We start from the raw sequence: 17,122 nt of genomic DNA on the forward strand, positions 1-17,122 counted from the left end.
GGAGGCGCGGCACGTGGAAGTATCTGTTTCCCTTACAGAGAAAAAACGTTTTTTGCGATGGTTTTTGAAAAGTCATAAATTGAAAAAAAGAGAAGGACGATGGATTCTCAACTATCTGCTCGGGGAAGACCGGGCTCTCAAGAATGTAAAATTCATTGAGCACGCCGAATTCTGTCCGAGAGGTTTGTACCTATCCTGTCATGGAACCAAAGGAGCTCCCCTTACCTTTTTCAAAGGAAAAATCCGTACGACGGACGGGGATAAGTCGTTTCATGATCTTCGGATGAACCTTGCAGACCCTATCTACCTAGAGCTTGATTATAAAGAAAGTCAGCGCTGTTCGAGGCTTGCCCTGGTAAAAGAAGAGAACCCTTATTTACCAGAAGATTATTATGTCAACGAAGAAGAAAAAGGGAAGGCCAGTCAGTGGCTGGATCTTCAACTTTTGATCCAGCAAAAAGAACAACTGTCGATTCAAATCGATCAGGCGATCGACAATAGGGATGAAACGCGTTTCCGGGAACTTTCGACTCAATACGTCGAAGTGGAAAAACGGATAAAGAACCAGGAAGCACTCGGTTGAGCTCACTTATAGAGAACCCAGGTTCCTGTCATCAACATACCTCCTTCGCTGAAAAAGTGAAGGGGGTTTTTGATATACCGTGGATATTCATCTCCCTCAGCGAATTTCCTTGCCAGCGTATTGGCTTGTTTTGTAAACTTGAGTTCAGAGAGGAGGTACGAATGTGAAATGGATGAAAAAAGATCTTGAGCAATTTGTAGAAGAGAAAGCGTACATAGACACTTTATTCATTCCGGTTATACCTGTTGCCACTTCAAGTGATGACAAAGTGGTGAGTTCAGGCTTTCAACTGGAATTGAACGAATTGTTTTCACGGATCATCGAAGAACAGTTCAAAGGAAGGATTGTTCTGGCGCCGAGCTTTTACTACATGGATGAAAAAGTCGAAGGTGAAAAAGATCGGCTCAACGAATGGATCGATGCTTTTTCAAGACAACCCTTCAATCACGTTTTTCTTTTCAGTTTTGACAGAAGCTGGAGAAAAGTGGAGGGGGAATTGAACGGTGAACTTCTCTGGTTCCCCGGTCTTCGTAATGGAGATTTGCAGTCGACAGAAACACAGTCTTTCGTCAAAGAGCAGGCGAAAGAAATCATCGAAATCATCAAAGATAGCTGGAAGTCATAATTCCTCTGAATTCATGGATATTTTATTGACCGAACAGGCTGTTTGCGCTATCATGGTAATGTCCTAGTAAAGTATTTGTAAACTATCCATGAATCAGGTCAGTATAGAGGGGGGAAAAGGATGAGCGAACCAAAAAAAGTATCCCGTCGTCAATTTTTAAACTACACACTTACAGGGCTGGGAGGATTTATGGCTGCAGGAATGGTGGCACCAATGGTCAGATTTGCTATTGATCCTGTGTTCAAACCTTCAGCAGCAGGTGAATTTGTCTCCGTTGCGGACGTTGAAGAACTGTCGAATGAACCGCAACGCTTTGAATGGGAAATAGAACAGGTGGATGCCTGGTATGAATCTAAAGTTCAAAAGACAGCTTGGGTGTATAGAAGTGAAAATGATGAAATCGTTGCGTTGTCGCCTGTGTGTACGCACTTAGGATGTACAGTAGACTGGGCGGCCAGTGAAGAATATCCGAACCAATTCTTCTGCCCATGTCATGCGGGACGCTATACGAAGGATGGTGTCAACGTTCCGGGAACACCACCGACGGCACCACTACCGAAGTATGAAACGAAAGTCGAAGAAGGCATGTTGTATTTAGGGGAAGCAATAGCGAGATAAGGGGGCGTAATTCATGCTGCAGAAATTATATGATTGGGTCGATGAGCGTGTAGACGTCAACCCGATATGGCGCGACATTGCGGATCACGAAGTACCAGAACACGTGAATCCGGCATACCACTTTTCAGCGTTTGTTTATTGTTTCGGGGGATTGACTTTCTTCGTCACAGTCATTCAAATTCTTTCCGGTATGTTTTTGACAATGTATTACGTGCCAGATATTGAAAATGCTTGGAACTCGGTTTATTACTTACAAATGGAAGTTGCTCATGGACAGATTGTACGTGGGATGCACCACTGGGGTGCCAGTGTCGTTATAGTCATGTTATTTTTACATACACTACGTGTTTTCTTCCAGGGGGCTTACAAGAAACCCCGGGAGCTGAACTGGGTCGTAGGTGTGCTGCTATTTTTCGTAATGTTAGGGTTAGGCTTTACCGGTTATCTCCTTCCGTGGGATAACAAAGCATACTTTGCTACTCAGGTAGGCTTGGAGATCGCAGCGGCTACACCGGTGATTGGTGATCAGATACGAACGTTGCTGGCAGGAGACCAGTCGATCGTAGGTGCACAGACATTGACAAGGTTCTTTGCCATCCACGTCTTCTTCCTTCCGGCCGTGCTGTTCGTTCTGCTCGGGGCTCACTTTATACTAATCAGAAGACAAGGTATTTCAGGACCGCTATAGAATTATAGCGTAACAAAAGGAGGGATAGCTGTGCGAAGAGGTAAAGGAATGAAATTCGTCGGGGACTCACGAATTCCCGCGAACAAAACGAGAAATGTGCCCAAGGACTATTCGGAATATCCGGGCCGTACAGAAGCCTTCTGGCCTAACTTCCTTATCAGAGAATGGTTGACAGGGTCTGTATTCCTCATCGGGTTTCTGATTCTGGTTGCTGCTCACCCGTCACCACTGGAGCAACAGGCGGATCCGACAAACGCTTCTTATATTCCACTCCCGGACTGGTATTTTCTATTCATTTACCAAATACTTAAGTATCAGTTCGCCGGAGGAGATTACATCGTAATCGGTGCATTGGTCATGCCTGGACTGGCATTCGGGGCTTTGCTTTTGGCTCCATTTCTGGATCGTGCTCCTGGCAGAAACGTTTCCAAACGACCGATCGCTACTTCTTTGATGCTACTTGGAACGGCTGTTACTATCTGGCTCACTTACGAGTCCGTTTCAGCGGTTGATTATCAGCAGCGTTCAGAGCAGTATCTTGTGGACGTAGAAGCACAGGAGACAGAGGTCGAAATCGATACGGAAGCTGCCGGGTATGCTGCGTATGAATCGAGTTGTATGCAGTGTCACGGTGAACAACTGCAGGGATCAGGTAATAATCCATCTCTCTTGGCAACGGAGAAATCCGTTGAAGAGATAAAAGATATCGCTGTAAATGGTATTGGCAGTATGCCTGCTGATATGTTCGGTGGTTCTGAGGAAGAACTTCAGCAACTTGCTGAGTTCATCAAGCAGACAGCAGAAGCGAACGGCGGTGGAGGATCCGGAGGCGGAGACTCTGGCGGCGGATCTCATTAATTAAGAGAATGGACATACAACAAGTCGTGCTGAAGGGCACGGCTTGTTTTTTTACAAGGAGTGAAAACCGGATGGCGTTTATCAGATACTTTTTAGATTCGCGTTTGTTTTTGACGATGTTACTTCTCGTCAATTTCCTCGGAACTGTTTATGGGTACATATGGTATATCCCTCAACTCACCAGAACAGAGCCGATTTTTTTATTGTTCGTTCCGGATAGTCCTACGGCGAGTCTCTTTTTTACGATAGCAATCGCCGGGTGGCTTATGGGAAAACATTTCCGGTTGATCGAGGCCCTGGCTCTGATTACTTTAGTCAAATACGGGTTATGGGCAGTGGCTATGAACTTGCTGACTTTAGCTGTGGAAGGAGCACTCCCGTGGCAGAGTTATATGCTCATCGTCTCTCATGGTGCGATGGCTTTGCAGGCGCTTTTGTATCTTTTCAAATATACCTTTACGTTTCTGCACCTATTTCTCGCTGCTGTATGGACCCTCCATAACGATGTGATCGATTACGTGTTTGAGCAGATGCCGGTTTATCCTTCAATCAATCAATACATGAATGAAATTGGGTACGGAACATTCTGGCTCAGTATTGTCTGTATCGGTATAGGGATATGGAGCGTGCGACAAGCGCGTCTTTCATAGGAAACGGCAGAGGAGCATAAGATAGAAAAAAGAGGAGAACAATGAGGTGGAGCTGATGAAATTCCTCGTCGGTTGCGGGTTTATGCTGAAGTGGAAACCCGCTTTTTCTTTCTTTCTATTTCCTTCTGATGGTTATTTTTTGACCGGTGTCCCGCTCGATGCATTGTTATGGACAGGAATCGTGATTATGGGTACAATAATAGTGACACTATTATATGTGGGGGTAAAGAAATATCGAGCAGAAAAAGACAAAGCACCTGCTTATAAACAGTACAAAGATTACTAAAAGAGACACTAAGGTTAACGACAGGGGGACTACTAACAAATGGAATTTCTCATCTACTTTGCGATTATCCTGATTCTGCCACTATGGGCACAATCTAAGGTGAAGAGCACGTATAAAAAGTATTCGAAGGTCGCAACTTCTTCTCATATGACAGGGGCTGAAGTAGCGCGTAAGATTTTAGATGACAATGGGTTATACAATGTCAGTGTCGAAGAGGTGAAAGGGAGCCTTACCGATCACTACGACCCGCGTAAGAAGGTTGTACGACTATCTACGCACAACTACCATGAGGCTTCCCAGGCAGGCGCAGCCGTCGCAGCCCACGAGGTCGGGCATGCCATCCAGGATGAACAGGAGTATGCCTTCCTGAAGTTCAGAAGCGCTCTTGTCCCTGTTGCAGGGTTTGGATCGAATGTCTCCATCTTTCTCATACTTGGAGGACTTCTTCTTGGGATGTCGCAGCTCTTCCTGTTCGGTATCATTTTCTTCGCAGCAGCCGTATTGTTCCAACTCGTTACGCTTCCTGTGGAATTTGATGCTTCGAATCGGGCAATGACCCAGCTGGTGTCGACGGGGATCATCCGGAATGACGAAGAGAGAAGTACGAAGAAGGTTCTGAATGCTGCAGCGATGACTTATGTAGCGAGTGCATTGGTAGCACTGGCCGAACTGCTTCGCTTCGTGTTCATGTTCATAGGTATGAATGAAGACTAAAATGAAACGCCAATAAAAAAGTAGCGGGAATGATTCCGCTACTTTTTTTGATCAAATGGCCCGGATTGTTATCCTGAGTGGAAGGTCAAGGGTCAATCGGATTTTTGTTCTCATCCAAAGTGAATCCTTCCCCGATGACATCGTGGACGTGGCTCACTGCTACGAAAGAGTGAGGATCTACGGATTCGATGATCTGTTTCAAACGCACGATTTCCGTTCTGCCTACGATACAGTAGAGGACATCCCGTTTTTCCCCTGTAAAGGTTCCGCGTCCTTCGAGGGTTGTCACACCCCGGTCCATGTCAACGAGTATCTTGTTGGCGATAGCATTGCTTTCATTGGAAATGATGGTGACGCCTCTGGCTGCATAAGCCCCTTCCTGGATAAAGTCGATCACCCTCGCGCTCAAGAAAACCGCGACGAGCGTGTACATCCCGGGAACAGGATTCAGGTATGTAACGATAGACGTGAAGATGACCACACTGTCGAAGACGAACATGGCCCGTCCCATGCTCCAGCCGAAGTGCTTGTTCACCAATCTCGCGATAATGTCGACGCCACCCGTCGTCCCGCCATAGCGGAAAATAAGCCCGAGCCCGACACCGATGAAGACTCCGGCGAATAAAGCAGCGAGTGTCAGGTCCGACGATAAGTCGATGACGATCATATAGGACTGGGCTATCCAGATGAAGACGGAGACAGCAAGAATACCGATCAATGTGTAATAAAAAGTCTGTTTCCCGAGCATTTTCCAGCCTATAAGAAGGATCGGTATGTTAAGAATGATGTTCATAAGTCCGGGATCCCAATCGAACAAATAAAGCAAAAGTAGAGTAATACCTGTAAAACCGCCTTCTCCCAGTTCATTTTGTATATTAAAATGAACGAGACCGAAAGAAAAAATGGCAGAGCCGATAAGAATGAAAATTATATTCTTCCATTTGATTCCTATTTTCTTCAATGGAATACCTCCTTTTTTTATGTTCATTCTCTTCAATTATAGGGAAAGGGATGTATACTTACAATTACGAAGAGAAAGATTTGTCAAAGCGGTAACTTTTAGCTACCATTTAAGAAGATATCTCGAAAGGAGACGGGAACGATGAGTGCAACTACGAAAGAAATGCAGGAACGGGTGGACCGGTACATATCACAATTCAAAGAAGGATATTTCTCCCCTTTAAGTATGCAGGCAAGACTGTCAGAAGAAGTGGGGGAGTTGGCAAGGGAAATCAACCATGTGTATGGGGAAAAGCCGAAGAAAAGCTCAGAACCTGAAAAGGCGCTCGAGGAAGAACTCGGTGACGTGCTGTTTGTGCTGATGAGTTTCGCCAATTCACTTGACATTGACGTATCCGAGGCTTTCGATAAATCGATGAGCAAAATTGAAACAAGAGATAAAAACAGATGGACGAAAAAGGAGAGCGAATCATGATTAATGTAATTGTCGCAGGCCCTAGAGGAAAAATGGGGAAAGCAGCACTTGAGATGATAATGAAAGAAGGAAACCTTACTCTCGTCGGTTGTATCGACAGGAAGAATGACAGAACTATGGTGAAAGATATCGAAGGACTTCCCGCTTTCGATGCGCTGATATACGAGAACATAGAAGAATGTCTCACGGAGACGAACGCAGATGTACTTATTGATCTGACCACACCGGAGCATGGGTATAACCATACGAAAGCATCCCTCAATCACGGGGTCAGACCCGTAGTCGGTACGACCGGATTTACAGAAGACCAGCTACAGGAAATCACGGGTATCTGTGAAGACAAAGGGATAGGTGCAGTCATCGCTCCGAACTTCGCTACCGGCGCCGTTCTCATGATGCAATTCGCCAAGTGGGCAGCGAAACACTTTCCGGATGTGGAAATCATCGAGAAGCATCATGATCAGAAGCTTGATGCCCCATCAGGTACAGCAGTGAAAACGGCACAGCTCATCAAAGAGGAGCGGACGTCGAAAGTTCAGGGACACCCCGACGAAAAAGAAACGCTTGAAGGAGCAAGAGGGGCGGACGTGGACGGTATGAAAATCCACAGCATGCGGCTTCCGGGCCTTGTAGCACACCAGGAGGTCGTTTTCGGAGGAGAAGGACAGACGCTCACCATTAAACATGATTCCATGAACCGTGCTTCTTTCATGTCCGGGGTGAATTTATCGTGTGAGAAGGTCATGGAGATCGATACGCTTGTTTATGGCCTGGAACATCTACTGGAATAATTGAGAGAATGGACGAAAGGAATGTAATTGAATACTCATAAAGGGAGATGAGCGTTATGCACATAGCATTGATTGCACATGATAAAAAGAAAGATGATCTTGTCCATTTTGTACAGGCATACTTGCCTGTGTTCGAAAAACATACCCTGTATGCTACAGGTACAACAGGTTCTCGGATAGCTGAAGCCACGGGTCTTGAAGTCGTCCGGTTCCAATCGGGCCCACTTGGTGGAGACCAGCAAATCGGAGCAAAGATTGCAGAGGACGTCATGGATGTCGTGTTGTTTTTCCGGGATCCTCTGACTGCTCAGCCCCATGAGCCGGACATCAGTGCTCTCTTGCGATTGTGTGATGTTCATCAGGTCCCTCTGGCTACCAATATGGCCGGTGCGGAAATGATTGTCCACGGTATTCAAAGAGGTGATCTCGATTACCGAATGATCAACAAAGATTATGACTGAAATTGAAGGTGACGTATATGTCAAAAATAGGTATAACATGCTATCCGACGGTCGGCGGATCGGGGGTATTGGCAACGGAATTGGGTAAATTTCTTGCCGAAAAAGGACATGAAATCCATTTCATTGTGACTCAGGTCCCCTTCCGATTGAATAAAGTATACCCGAACATTTATTTTCATGAGGTGGAAGTGAATTCCTACCCCGTATTCCAACACCCCCCTTACGACTTGGCTTTAGCCAATAAGATGGCGGAGGTCGCTAAAAGGGAAGAGCTGGACTTGCTTCATGTTCACTATGCTATGCCACATGCCGTGTGTGCTATTCTGGCAAAACAGATGTGTGAGGAACTGAATCTTAAAGTTGTAACTACGTTGCACGGCACAGATATCACTGTGTTAGGTATCGACGACAATCTGAAACAGCTCATCAAATTCGGAATAGAAAAATCAGACGCAGTCACTGCTGTCTCTCACAGCCTTGTGAAACAGACGAAAGAGATGCTCGAAACGGAGAAAGATATGCATGTCTTATATAATTTCGTGGATGAGCGCGAGTATCATCAGATAGAAAGTCACGATCTCAAAAGGCAGTTCGGTATACGTGAGGAGGAGAAAGTGATCATTCACGTGTCGAACTTCCGCAAGGTGAAAAGGGTCCAGGACGTGGTTCGCTCGTTTCACCTGATCCGGGAAGAAGTCGCATCCAAACTGATTCTTGTTGGAGATGGACCGGAGTACAATCAAGTTTATGATCTGGTGCAGCGTCTCGGTTTGGAGGAGGATGTCCTCTTCGTCGGAAAGCAGGAGCGCGTTCAGGAACTGTATTCGATTGCGGATGTCAAGTTGTTGTTAAGCGAAAAAGAAAGCTTCGGCCTTGTCTTATTAGAAGCAATGGCCTGTGGCGTTCCGTGTATTGGTACGAACATCGGCGGCATCCCTGAAGTTATAGAAAACGGGAAAAACGGATACGTCGTGGAAGCCGGAGCCCTTGAAGAAGTGAGTAGGAATGCTGTTCGGTTATTGACGGATGAGGACCATCGCAACGAATTGAAAAAGCAAGCTATGGACACTGTGAATAAAAAATTCTCCGCTGCAAGAATCGTCCAACAATATGAAGAGCTCTATGATCGGGTGTTGAAGAATGAACTATGAACATATGCCTCTGTTTCAGCTAGCGAGAGAAGTGATGGAGCGGATCGAAGCGTATGGGGGGGAAGCTTATATCGTAGGTGGTTGCGTACGCGACCTTATTCTTCAGCACGAGGTGGGAGATATTGATATTGCAACTTCTCTCGTGCCGGAAGAGGTGATGGAAGTGTTCGATAAGGTCATCCCGGTTGGGGTGGAACACGGAACCGTCATCGTGCGTCATCGATCACATTCGTTTGAAGTAACGACATACAGAATTGAAGAGGATTATAGGAATTATCGTCATCCGGAACGGGTGTATTTCGTTTCTTCTATTGAAAAGGATTTGTCACGCAGAGACTTCACGATGAATGCAATCGCGATGTCCGGAAGTGGTGACATCATCGACCCGTTCAACGGCCGTGAGGCGATCAGGGAAAAACGGATAACGACGGTGGGAAAAGCCGAAGACCGTTTCGAAGAAGACCCCTTACGGATGATGAGAGCTCTGCGGTTTTCAGCTCAACTGAACTTTTCGATTGACGAGGAAGTCTATAGCGTCATCAATGAGAAGAAGGGCTTGTTGGAACATCTGTCTGTAGAACGAATTGCTGAGGAGTTTATCAAATTGATGACCTCGTATTCATATCTCGAGGGTTGGAGAAACTTGAAACTAACGGGGGTATATCACTATTTTCCGATTTTCAGGAATCGTCCTTTCCTGATCGACGCACGCCCGGCTACCAGGCTAACTGATTGGGGCGAGCTGATCAGTTTCTACCACCTTCAAGCCAGGGATACAGATGTGAAGGAATGGATCACTTCATGGAAATTATCGAACCGTATCAGAAAGAAAGCAGAAAAACTTATTGAAGCATTCCATCTGTTCGAAGAGAATGAAACGATTAACTATGCGATGTACCAGCTCGGTGAGGATTATTTGCATAGTTTCCGTAATCTAACTAGCAGTCTTGGCATCGACCTGTCATTTGATCCGCGAGATACGTATGATAACCTTCCTGTCCATGCCAGAAACGATCTGGCTCTGAAGACGAGTGAGTTAATGGATGTGTTTCCGGAGCGGAAAAAAGGGAAGTGGATCGGTGAATACCTTCATGCTATGGAAGAAAGTGTCGTACAGGGCACCTGCCGAAACCAAAAGCATGAATTGATAGAATGGGTGAAAGAATGGGATCAACAAAATCGAAACTGATTCAATTATTCAAAGAACAAGAGGATTATTTATCCGGTCAGCGACTGGCAGAGAGACTGAATGTGTCAAGGACGGCGGTGTGGAAGAATATCAAGGAACTTGAAAAGGAAGGTTTCGTTTTTGAATCGCTGAAGTGGAAAGGATACAAACTTCTGGAGTCCCCTGTGTCTATATCTCCATCCGAAGTGCAGCAATCCCTGGATACGATCGAACTTGGGAAGAAATTGTTCTATTTTAAGGAAGTGACGTCTACACAGGAGAGGGTTCATGCTCTCGCCAAAGAAGGGTATCCTCATGGAACGGTAGTACTGGCCGGAGAGCAAACCGCCGGTAAAGGAAGAAGAAAGAGGGAATGGAGCTCTCTCAAAGGGAAAGGGATGTGGATGAGTCTTTTGCTGCGGCCTCCCTTTCCCCCCGCAAAAGCTCCGCAGTTGACGCTTGTGGCAGCGACCACGGTAGTACAAGTTCTACGGGAATTCGGAGTCACGGCGAAGATAAAATGGCCGAACGATATTATGATCGGGGACAGAAAAGTGTGTGGCATTCTGACAGAGATGCAGGCAGAACAGGACTGGATCGATTACCTGGTCCTTGGCATCGGGCTGAATGTGAATCAAAATGAAACAGAGATGCCCGGGGAACTTAAAAAGAAAGCTACTTCCCTCTATATCGAAACGGGAGTGGAGAGTGCTATCGAGGATATTGTTAGCTGCCTTCTTAACCGATTCGAGGTAGAGCTCGGTCGCTTCTACGATAAGGGTTTTCTTCCTTTTCAGCAGGAATGGCAGTCATCTGGCTATAAGACCGGGGAATGGGTCGATGTGTCCACTTGGAAAAAACCGTGGCGAGCCAAGGTCACTCGTATCGAAGAGGACGGAGCACTAACAGTGCTTGATGAACAAGGGCAAGAACAACGCTTATATTCAGCCGAAATTTTGTGGAATGATCATTATTACGGCTGATTATGAAAGAAAGTAGGAAGAGAAATGAGTACATACGCTGTCATTGACTTAGAGACAACAGGTAACTCTCCCGGGCGCGGGGACAAGATCATTGAAGTGGGGATAGTAATTATGAAGGAAAAGGCGATCGTCGAAGAATTTTCGTCGTTCATTTACCCGGAAACTCCTATCCCTTCCTTCATTACTAGACTGACGGGCATCACTGATGAAGATGTCATCGACGCACCGCTTCTCTCTGAAGTTGTCCCTGAGCTGAAAAGACTGCTCGCTCAGGATTATATAGTAGCGCATAATATTGATTTTGATATGAAATTTATGAATGATGCACTTGCCGCTATGGGAGAAAGTCCTATTGATGCGAAGGTGCTTGATACCGTGGAACTGTCACGAATCATGCTTCCGGATGCTCCGGGTCATAAACTCTCTGATTTATCCGAGTCGCTTTCTCTTACGCATGATCAGCCGCACCGGGCTATTTCAGATGCACTGGTCACCGCTGACCTCTGGTCCATCCTTTATACGAAAATGGAAGATCTCCCTGAAAAGACACTCACTTATTTACTGAAACTATCGTCTGCTTTGAAAAGTGATGTGAAGGGTCTTATAGACGAATTCCTGCTGGAAAAAAGATACAACGGGGAAAACGCCCGTGCAGCCGATTACGAGGTATGGGAAGGGATTCCGGTACGTCCCCAAAAAAATTATACCCTACAAAGGGAAGATCGGAAATCTCTCCTGGACTGGGAGGATTGGAAAGCTTATCTGTTCCGTTCGCCGGAGGGACTCCCGATAGTCATCGATAAATACCGGGAACGGGAAGAACAGGAAAGGATGGCCGACTCCATCCATCAGTCATTTTCTCAAAATAGGCTAGCATTCATAGAAGCCGGAGCGGGAATAGGGAAATCGATGGCAAGTGCTGTCTCCGCCTTACATACCTCTTTGTTGAAAGAGAAGAGGGTTCTGATTTCCACGTACACGAATGCTCTGCAATCACAGATAATGCAAAAGGAATTGCCACAGTTACAGGCTGTAAGTCCTGTACCTTTCACATTCGCTTCCCTGAAAGGGAGTGAGCATTACTTGAGTCTGGCCCATTTCCGCTATGAGATGGAGTATGGCACCCTTGACAACTATGACGATGTCCTAACAAAAGCCATGCTTCTCATTTGGGTACTGGAGACGGAAACCGGTGATGTGGAAGAGGTTCAACTCCCTTCGAACGGGTATAAATTCTGGCGCAAAGTTTCAGCCGATCAAAAAGGGAAAGCAATCTCCCTTTCAATGGGGAATTATTCTTATTACCATAAGGCGTATGAAAAAGCGAAACGCTCCGACATCGTCGTAACTACTCATGCTTTATTCTGTTTTGATCTGCTGCAGGAGGAAGAATTTATTCCTGCCTGTCAGTATGCTATTATTGATGAAGCGCATCATTTAAAGAAAGTAGCATCCAAATATTTCGGAACCCGCCTTTACTATCCAGCGGTACAGCAGCTTTTCTCGCAGTGGAGAGAATTATTCGAACCGGGATACTACCGGAAGTCCGCTTCGGATAGAAAGGAAGTGTCCACTCTACTGCAGTCGTGCTATACCCATTTGGATAACGCGAAAGCAGAATGGACGGAACTTTCCGCTTACTTCGCCAACTATGTGGTAAAACATCGACCTTCCGTTTCTTCGGACACCGGGAAAGTCATGTTCGATTTCCGGAAATACGGATCGAAAAGATTTTATCAGACGCTTATGGAGATGTGTGAACGTCTCCTTCAGGAAATGAAGCAATTGATCCGGAAAACGGAGAGTCTGATGAATGAGATGCTCCTGCAATTGCAGATGAATGAAGATAAAGATCTTACCATCCTAATTACGCGTCTCGATTATCAGGTGGGGTATTACAAAGAATTTGTGAGTTCTGTAGAGACTGTCTTCATAAAAGAGGACACCAATCCTGTGTGGGCGGAACTCGATATCAAACATCCGCAGGGTACGCTTACCATCGAATGTGAAAGTTATACGTATTCCGATCAACTTGCCGAGCGTCTACAAACTCAGAAGGATAGTATTGTATTTACGAGTGCTACACTTGCCGCCCAAGGTTCTTTCGATTTCATGAAGAAGAGTCTAGGTCTTGAAGAAGGAAGAGAGGTAATCATCCCTTCCCCGTTCGATTTCGAGAAGCAAATGAAAGTAGTCGTTCCTACAGATATGCCGCATATCAAGCAGGAGAGTGAGGACTTTCTCTACGCTGTCGCTGAAACCATCCTCTCCATTGCGATCAAGACGCACGGAAGAATGCTCGTATTATTCACTTCCTATGCTATGCTGAGAAATGTTTATCATTTACTCAAGGAATTCCAGGAACTTGAACAGTATCAGTTGATTGCCCAGGGGATCACAAGCGGAAGCAGAGATCGCCTGAAGAAGGAATTCCAGACACTCGACCATGCCATTCTTCTCGGCACGAATACGTTCTGGGAAGGGATCGATATTCCCGGAGAAGACTTGAGTTGTCTGGTGATGGTAAGGCTTCCTTTCGACCCTCCGTCACATCCCGGTCAACAAATAGAAGAAAATCTGTGGAAATCGAGCAATGGAAATCCGTTCATGGAAATGGTTCTTCCGAAAGCTATTCTCAGGTTCAAGCAGGGGATCGGCCGGTTGATCAGAGGAGAAGAAGACAAAGGTATCGTCGTAATTCTGGATAAAAGAATCGTAGAGACCAGCTACGGCAAATACTTTATTGAAGCACTTCCTACCTCATCCATTCAACAATGTACGACCAAGGAATTGCTTGCGAATTTTCATGAACTTCTTCCCATTGACGACGATGAAAGAAACAATTAATCTTTAAATGGCGAACGTTTTTCTGATAAAGGAACGGGGAGTGTACTATGAGTCAAAAACGGGTGATTTCAAGTTTGGAAATTTCGTATTGTGAAGATTTATACAAAGTGACGGATGGATTGAATAAAGCTTTGAAAACAAAAGATGTTATTGTAGGGTTGTCGTTGAAAGATGATGAAACGGCAATTTTGACCGTGTATGAGAGCTAACTATTTATGGTGGGCCGCAGGTATTCTGTCTGGTGTCCTCCTGCTGGGGCTTATTCTGTATGTTATTTCCTATCAGGTGCTGGATGACAGAAGAACAGAAGGGATCCAGGAGTCCATTGACTTTCTTGAAGAAGAAGCGGGGGATATACAAATCACCGACAGTTTCTCATTTACAGGAAACATACCAGTTCATATCCTATATACTTCCTCAGGAGAAGAGGAGAAGGTATACTATATAAATAAAAATGAGAAAGCGATCGTTGATACGATGGATACCGAAAATCAAGTAAGCGAAGAGACTGTAACCGAATCCTGGCGAGCCAATTGTGGGTCGTGCACGTTCTCAGGCATCCAGCCTGCCTATAAAAATGAACAGCCATTATGGGAAATCACTTTCACCGATGGCGAAGGCAGGTATGGGCTGAGTTATTATCATGCTGAAACCGGTGAACAATATCAGCGATTCGCTTTCAAAAAAAATGAATAGAGAGGGGAAGATCGAATGGAACTCGCACAAAGAGTACAAGCACTGACACCATCAAGTACACTGGCTATCACCGCTAAAGCGAAGGAATTGAAACAAGAAGGGCATGACGTAATCGGGTTGGGGGCAGGTGAACCCGACTTCAACACGCCTCAATACATTCTCGAAGCAGCTAAGAAGGCGATGGATGAAGGAATGACTAAGTATACTCCATCCGGCGGTATCCCTGAACTCAGAAAAGCGATTGTTGATAAACTTAAGAGGGATCAGGACTTGACGTATGAAGAGGATCAGGTCATTGTCACCACAGGTGCGAAGCATGCACTCTTCACTCTTTTTCAAGTTCTTTTGAACCCGGGCGATGAAGTGGTCATCCCTGCACCTTATTGGGTCAGCTATCCGGAACAGGTCAAACTTGCAGGTGGCAAACCGGTATTCGTAAGTGCGGAGGAGAATAATGATTTTAAACTTACGAAAGATCAGTTGAAATCAGCAATTTCTCCGAAGACCAAAGCGGTTATCATCAATTCACCGAGTAACCCTACGGGAATGATGTATTCCCGCGAGGAGTTGGAGGCTCTCGGAGAAGTTGCGAAGGAAGAAGATCTTCTTGTCGTCTCCGATGAAATTTATGAGAAATTGATCTATACAGAAGATCCGCATGTGTCCATGGCACAATTGTCGGAGGATCTATACAATCGTACGATCATCATCAATGGAGTTTCGAAATCCCACTCCATGACCGGCTGGCGGATCGGGTATGCTGTAGGTGACAAAGCCATTATCAAGGCTATGACTAGTATGGCTTCCCACTCGACATCAAATCCGACGTCCATCGCTCAATACGGGGCGCTCGCTGCTTATACAAACAGCGAAGAAGAAGTGGAAAGAATGCGGGATGCTTTCAGTGAAAGGCTGGATGCCTTCTATGAGAAGCTTACCCGTCTACCGGGAGTCAGTTGTGTGAAACCTAAAGGTGCTTTCTATCTGTTTCCTAACGTTAAAGAAGCGGCAGTGAACTGCGGATTCAGAGATGTGGACGACTTCGTCAAAACGCTTCTCGAAGAAGAGAAGGTCGCTCTTGTCCCCGGTTCAGGTTTCGGAGCAGAAGAAAACGTACGCCTTTCCTATGCGACGTCCATGGATAATCTGGATGAAGCAGCGGAGAGAATCAAAACATTTATCGAGAACCATCAAAAGTAAGGAAGGGAAGTCGATTATGGGTAAAACGACAATTCAGGACGTATCTAAACACCTCGGGGAAGAGGTGACGATCGGTGCTTGGATTCATAACAAGCGTTCGAGCGGAAAAATAGCATTTTTGCAACTCCGGGACGGTACGGGGTTCATCCAGGGTGTCATCAGCAAAAATGATATCGGAGAAGAGAAATTCGATCAGGCGAAAGGACTGACGCAGGAGACTTCACTTTTTGTGACGGGAACTATTGTAGAAGATACGAGATCCCCACTTGGGTTTGAAATGCAAATCAGTGATTTCACCATTATCCATGAAGCGGAAGATTATCCGATTACACCGAAGGAGCACGGTACCGAATTCTTGATGGATCACCGTCATCTGTGGTTACGTTCGAAGAAGCAGCATGCGATCATGAAAGTGAGAAACGAAATCATCCGTGCTACGTATGAATTCTTCAACGAGCAGGGGTATGTCAAAATCGATCCACCAATTTTGACAGGATCTTCAGCAGAGGGGACGACGGAACTTTTCCATACGAAGTACTTTGATGAAGATGCCTACTTATCTCAAAGTGGTCAGCTGTATATGGAAGCGGCAGCTATGGCTTTCAACAAAGTGTTCAGTTTCGGGCCCACCTTCCGGGCGGAAAAGTCGAAGACGCGCCGTCATCTTATCGAATTCTGGATGATCGAACCGGAAATGGCGTTCATGGATCATGACGATAGCCTCGAGGTGCAGGAGCAGTATGTATCCCACATCGCAAAGTCTGTGCTTCAGAACTGTAAAGTAGAGCTCGAAGCACTCGATAGAGATCTTACATCGCTTCAGAAAATCGAAGCACCTTTCCCTAGAATCACTTATGATGATGCGGTCAAATTATTGCACGAAAAAGGCTTCGAAGATATCGAGTGGGGGGAAGATTTCGGTGCGCCGCATGAAACGGCAATTGCGGAGAGCTTTGACAAGCCGGTATTTATCACCCATTATCCTTTGGATATCAAAGCCTTTTATATGAAACCGGACCCCGAACGACCGGATGTCGCTTTGTGTGCGGACCTAATCGCTCCTGAAGGGTATGGAGAGATCATAGGGGGCTCTCAGCGGATCGATGACCTTGAGCTTATGGAGCAAAGATATAAGGAACATGACCTGACCGGAGATGCTTATCAGTGGTACCTTCAATTAAGGCAATATGGTAGTGTACCTCACTCAGGATTCGGATTGGGACTGGAAAGAACAGTAGCATGGATTGCAGGGGTAGAACACGTACGGGAGACGATTCCATTCCCACGTCTTCTTAACCGTTTGTATCCATAAAGTAGAAAGAAACAAACAGACACCGGGCCTCTCGGTGTTTGTTATTTTCAAAAAGA

The 17,122-nt window shown here is 45.8% G+C and carries 20 protein-coding genes; 19 read left to right on the plus strand and 1 reads right to left on the minus strand.

Annotated features, from left to right (window positions below; genetic code table 11):
- The first annotated feature begins 13 nt into the window (after window positions 1-13).
- From BLQ44_RS01640 to BLQ44_RS01675, 8 genes are all read left to right on the plus strand, one after another.
- On the plus strand, window positions 14-583 hold the full coding sequence (locus BLQ44_RS01640) for a ReoY family proteolytic degradation factor (protein WP_176757389.1): 570 nt from the start codon (window positions 14-16) through the stop codon (window positions 581-583).
- 172 nt (window positions 584-755) lie between these two features.
- Window positions 756-1,208 (plus strand): DUF2487 family protein, encoded by a 453-nt coding sequence (locus BLQ44_RS01645; protein ID WP_245688083.1) that lies wholly within the window; start codon window positions 756-758, stop codon window positions 1,206-1,208.
- 120 nt (window positions 1,209-1,328) lie between these two features.
- Window positions 1,329-1,826 carry a QcrA and Rieske domain-containing protein gene (locus BLQ44_RS01650; RefSeq protein WP_093191266.1) on the plus strand — a complete coding sequence of 166 codons (498 nt, stop codon included), beginning with the start codon at window positions 1,329-1,331 and terminating at the stop codon, window positions 1,824-1,826.
- Between the two features lie 13 nt (window positions 1,827-1,839).
- A complete protein-coding gene (gene qcrB / locus BLQ44_RS01655) occupies window positions 1,840-2,514 on the plus strand; it encodes a menaquinol-cytochrome c reductase cytochrome b subunit (RefSeq protein WP_093191268.1) in 675 nt (224 codons plus the stop codon).
- Between the two features lie 30 nt (window positions 2,515-2,544).
- Window positions 2,545-3,372 carry a menaquinol-cytochrome c reductase cytochrome b/c subunit gene (locus tag BLQ44_RS01660; RefSeq protein ID WP_093191271.1) on the plus strand — a complete coding sequence of 276 codons (828 nt, stop codon included), beginning with the start codon at window positions 2,545-2,547 and terminating at the stop codon, window positions 3,370-3,372.
- Between the two features lie 71 nt (window positions 3,373-3,443).
- A complete protein-coding gene (gene lhaT, locus BLQ44_RS01665; RefSeq protein WP_093191274.1) occupies window positions 3,444-4,022 on the plus strand; it encodes a lipoprotein heptaprenylglyceryl N-acetyltransferase LhaT in 579 nt (192 codons plus the stop codon).
- 55 nt (window positions 4,023-4,077) lie between these two features.
- Entirely contained in the window at window positions 4,078-4,308 is a 231-nt protein-coding gene (locus tag BLQ44_RS01670; RefSeq protein ID WP_143004685.1) for a sporulation protein YpjB, read from the plus strand.
- Between the two features lie 39 nt (window positions 4,309-4,347).
- Window positions 4,348-5,022, plus strand: a complete 675-nt coding sequence (locus BLQ44_RS01675) for a zinc metallopeptidase (protein WP_093191279.1) — start codon at window positions 4,348-4,350, stop codon at window positions 5,020-5,022.
- Between the two features lie 85 nt (window positions 5,023-5,107).
- Here the strand turns inward: BLQ44_RS01675 and BLQ44_RS01680 are convergent, their stop codons facing one another.
- A complete protein-coding gene (locus BLQ44_RS01680; protein WP_245688077.1) occupies window positions 5,108-5,983 on the minus strand; it encodes a YitT family protein in 876 nt (291 codons plus the stop codon).
- 141 nt (window positions 5,984-6,124) lie between these two features.
- Here BLQ44_RS01680 and BLQ44_RS01685 point away from each other — a divergent pair, with 141 nt between their 5' ends.
- From BLQ44_RS01685 to asnS, 11 genes are read left to right on the plus strand one after another with little or no spacing between them, the layout of a single operon-like run.
- Window positions 6,125-6,457: a nucleotide pyrophosphohydrolase gene (locus tag BLQ44_RS01685; RefSeq protein WP_093191284.1), complete on the plus strand. Its 333-nt coding sequence runs from the start codon at window positions 6,125-6,127 to the stop codon at window positions 6,455-6,457.
- Window positions 6,454-7,248, plus strand: coding sequence for a 4-hydroxy-tetrahydrodipicolinate reductase (gene dapB / locus BLQ44_RS01690; protein WP_176757390.1), 795 nt, complete (start codon window positions 6,454-6,456; stop codon window positions 7,246-7,248). The genes BLQ44_RS01685 and dapB overlap by 4 nt, the downstream gene beginning before the upstream one ends.
- Before the next feature lie 56 nt (window positions 7,249-7,304).
- Window positions 7,305-7,709: a methylglyoxal synthase gene (gene mgsA / locus BLQ44_RS01695; RefSeq protein WP_093191289.1), complete on the plus strand. Its 405-nt coding sequence runs from the start codon at window positions 7,305-7,307 to the stop codon at window positions 7,707-7,709.
- Between the two features lie 17 nt (window positions 7,710-7,726).
- Entirely contained in the window at window positions 7,727-8,860 is a 1,134-nt protein-coding gene (bshA, locus tag BLQ44_RS01700; RefSeq protein ID WP_093191291.1) for an N-acetyl-alpha-D-glucosaminyl L-malate synthase BshA, read from the plus strand.
- Window positions 8,850-10,049: a CCA tRNA nucleotidyltransferase gene (locus BLQ44_RS01705; protein WP_093191294.1), complete on the plus strand. Its 1,200-nt coding sequence runs from the start codon at window positions 8,850-8,852 to the stop codon at window positions 10,047-10,049. Before bshA ends, BLQ44_RS01705 begins: the two co-directional genes overlap by 11 nt.
- Window positions 10,025-11,011, plus strand: a complete 987-nt coding sequence (locus BLQ44_RS01710; RefSeq protein ID WP_245688078.1) for a biotin--[acetyl-CoA-carboxylase] ligase — start codon at window positions 10,025-10,027, stop codon at window positions 11,009-11,011. Before BLQ44_RS01705 ends, BLQ44_RS01710 begins: the two co-directional genes overlap by 25 nt.
- Before the next feature lie 24 nt (window positions 11,012-11,035).
- The gene (gene dinG / locus BLQ44_RS01715) at window positions 11,036-13,858 is read left to right on the plus strand and encodes an ATP-dependent DNA helicase DinG (protein ID WP_093191299.1); all 2,823 of its coding nucleotides are present in this window, start codon (window positions 11,036-11,038) and stop codon (window positions 13,856-13,858) included.
- Between the two features lie 47 nt (window positions 13,859-13,905).
- Window positions 13,906-14,067, plus strand: coding sequence for a DUF4264 family protein (locus BLQ44_RS16360; protein ID WP_143004678.1), 162 nt, complete (start codon window positions 13,906-13,908; stop codon window positions 14,065-14,067).
- Complete coding sequence (locus tag BLQ44_RS01720) at window positions 14,057-14,554, plus strand: hypothetical protein (RefSeq protein ID WP_093191301.1); 498 nt, start codon at window positions 14,057-14,059, stop codon at window positions 14,552-14,554. Before BLQ44_RS16360 ends, BLQ44_RS01720 begins: the two co-directional genes overlap by 11 nt.
- A gap of 15 nt (window positions 14,555-14,569) precedes the next feature.
- Window positions 14,570-15,754 carry a pyridoxal phosphate-dependent aminotransferase gene (locus BLQ44_RS01725; RefSeq protein WP_093191304.1) on the plus strand — a complete coding sequence of 395 codons (1,185 nt, stop codon included), beginning with the start codon at window positions 14,570-14,572 and terminating at the stop codon, window positions 15,752-15,754.
- Window positions 15,755-15,770: 16 nt separating this feature from the next.
- Window positions 15,771-17,066, plus strand: a complete 1,296-nt coding sequence (gene asnS, locus BLQ44_RS01730) for an asparagine--tRNA ligase (protein WP_093191306.1) — start codon at window positions 15,771-15,773, stop codon at window positions 17,064-17,066.
- Window positions 17,067-17,122: the final 56 nt, after the last annotated feature.

Origin of the sequence: Salimicrobium halophilum (genome assembly GCF_900100295.1) — a bacterium.
Lineage (GTDB): Bacteria > Bacillota > Bacilli > Bacillales > Halobacillaceae > Salimicrobium > Salimicrobium halophilum.

Excerpts from the sequence above, each read along its gene's own strand:
- BLQ44_RS01645 (WP_245688083.1), top strand. The coding sequence starts at position 756 with ATGAAAAAAGATCTTGAGCAATTTGTAGAAGAGAAAGCGTACATAGAC.
- BLQ44_RS01650 (WP_093191266.1), top strand. The coding sequence starts at position 1,329 with ATGAGCGAACCAAAAAAAGTATCCCGTCGTCAATTTTTAAACTACACA.
- qcrB (WP_093191268.1), top strand. The coding sequence starts at position 1,840 with ATGCTGCAGAAATTATATGATTGGGTCGATGAGCGTGTAGACGTCAAC.
- lhaT (WP_093191274.1), top strand. The coding sequence starts at position 3,444 with ATGGCGTTTATCAGATACTTTTTAGATTCGCGTTTGTTTTTGACGATG.
- BLQ44_RS01670 (WP_143004685.1), top strand. The coding sequence starts at position 4,078 with ATGAAATTCCTCGTCGGTTGCGGGTTTATGCTGAAGTGGAAACCCGCT.
- BLQ44_RS01675 (WP_093191279.1), top strand. The coding sequence starts at position 4,348 with ATGGAATTTCTCATCTACTTTGCGATTATCCTGATTCTGCCACTATGG.
- BLQ44_RS01685 (WP_093191284.1), top strand. The coding sequence starts at position 6,125 with ATGAGTGCAACTACGAAAGAAATGCAGGAACGGGTGGACCGGTACATA.
- dapB (WP_176757390.1), top strand. The coding sequence starts at position 6,454 with ATGATTAATGTAATTGTCGCAGGCCCTAGAGGAAAAATGGGGAAAGCA.
- mgsA (WP_093191289.1), top strand. The coding sequence starts at position 7,305 with ATGCACATAGCATTGATTGCACATGATAAAAAGAAAGATGATCTTGTC.
- bshA (WP_093191291.1), top strand. The coding sequence starts at position 7,727 with ATGTCAAAAATAGGTATAACATGCTATCCGACGGTCGGCGGATCGGGG.
- BLQ44_RS01705 (WP_093191294.1), top strand. The coding sequence starts at position 8,850 with ATGAACTATGAACATATGCCTCTGTTTCAGCTAGCGAGAGAAGTGATG.
- BLQ44_RS01710 (WP_245688078.1), top strand. The coding sequence starts at position 10,025 with ATGGGATCAACAAAATCGAAACTGATTCAATTATTCAAAGAACAAGAG.
- dinG (WP_093191299.1), top strand. The coding sequence starts at position 11,036 with ATGAGTACATACGCTGTCATTGACTTAGAGACAACAGGTAACTCTCCC.
- BLQ44_RS16360 (WP_143004678.1), top strand. The coding sequence starts at position 13,906 with ATGAGTCAAAAACGGGTGATTTCAAGTTTGGAAATTTCGTATTGTGAA.
- BLQ44_RS01720 (WP_093191301.1), top strand. The coding sequence starts at position 14,057 with ATGAGAGCTAACTATTTATGGTGGGCCGCAGGTATTCTGTCTGGTGTC.
- BLQ44_RS01725 (WP_093191304.1), top strand. The coding sequence starts at position 14,570 with ATGGAACTCGCACAAAGAGTACAAGCACTGACACCATCAAGTACACTG.
- asnS (WP_093191306.1), top strand. The coding sequence starts at position 15,771 with ATGGGTAAAACGACAATTCAGGACGTATCTAAACACCTCGGGGAAGAG.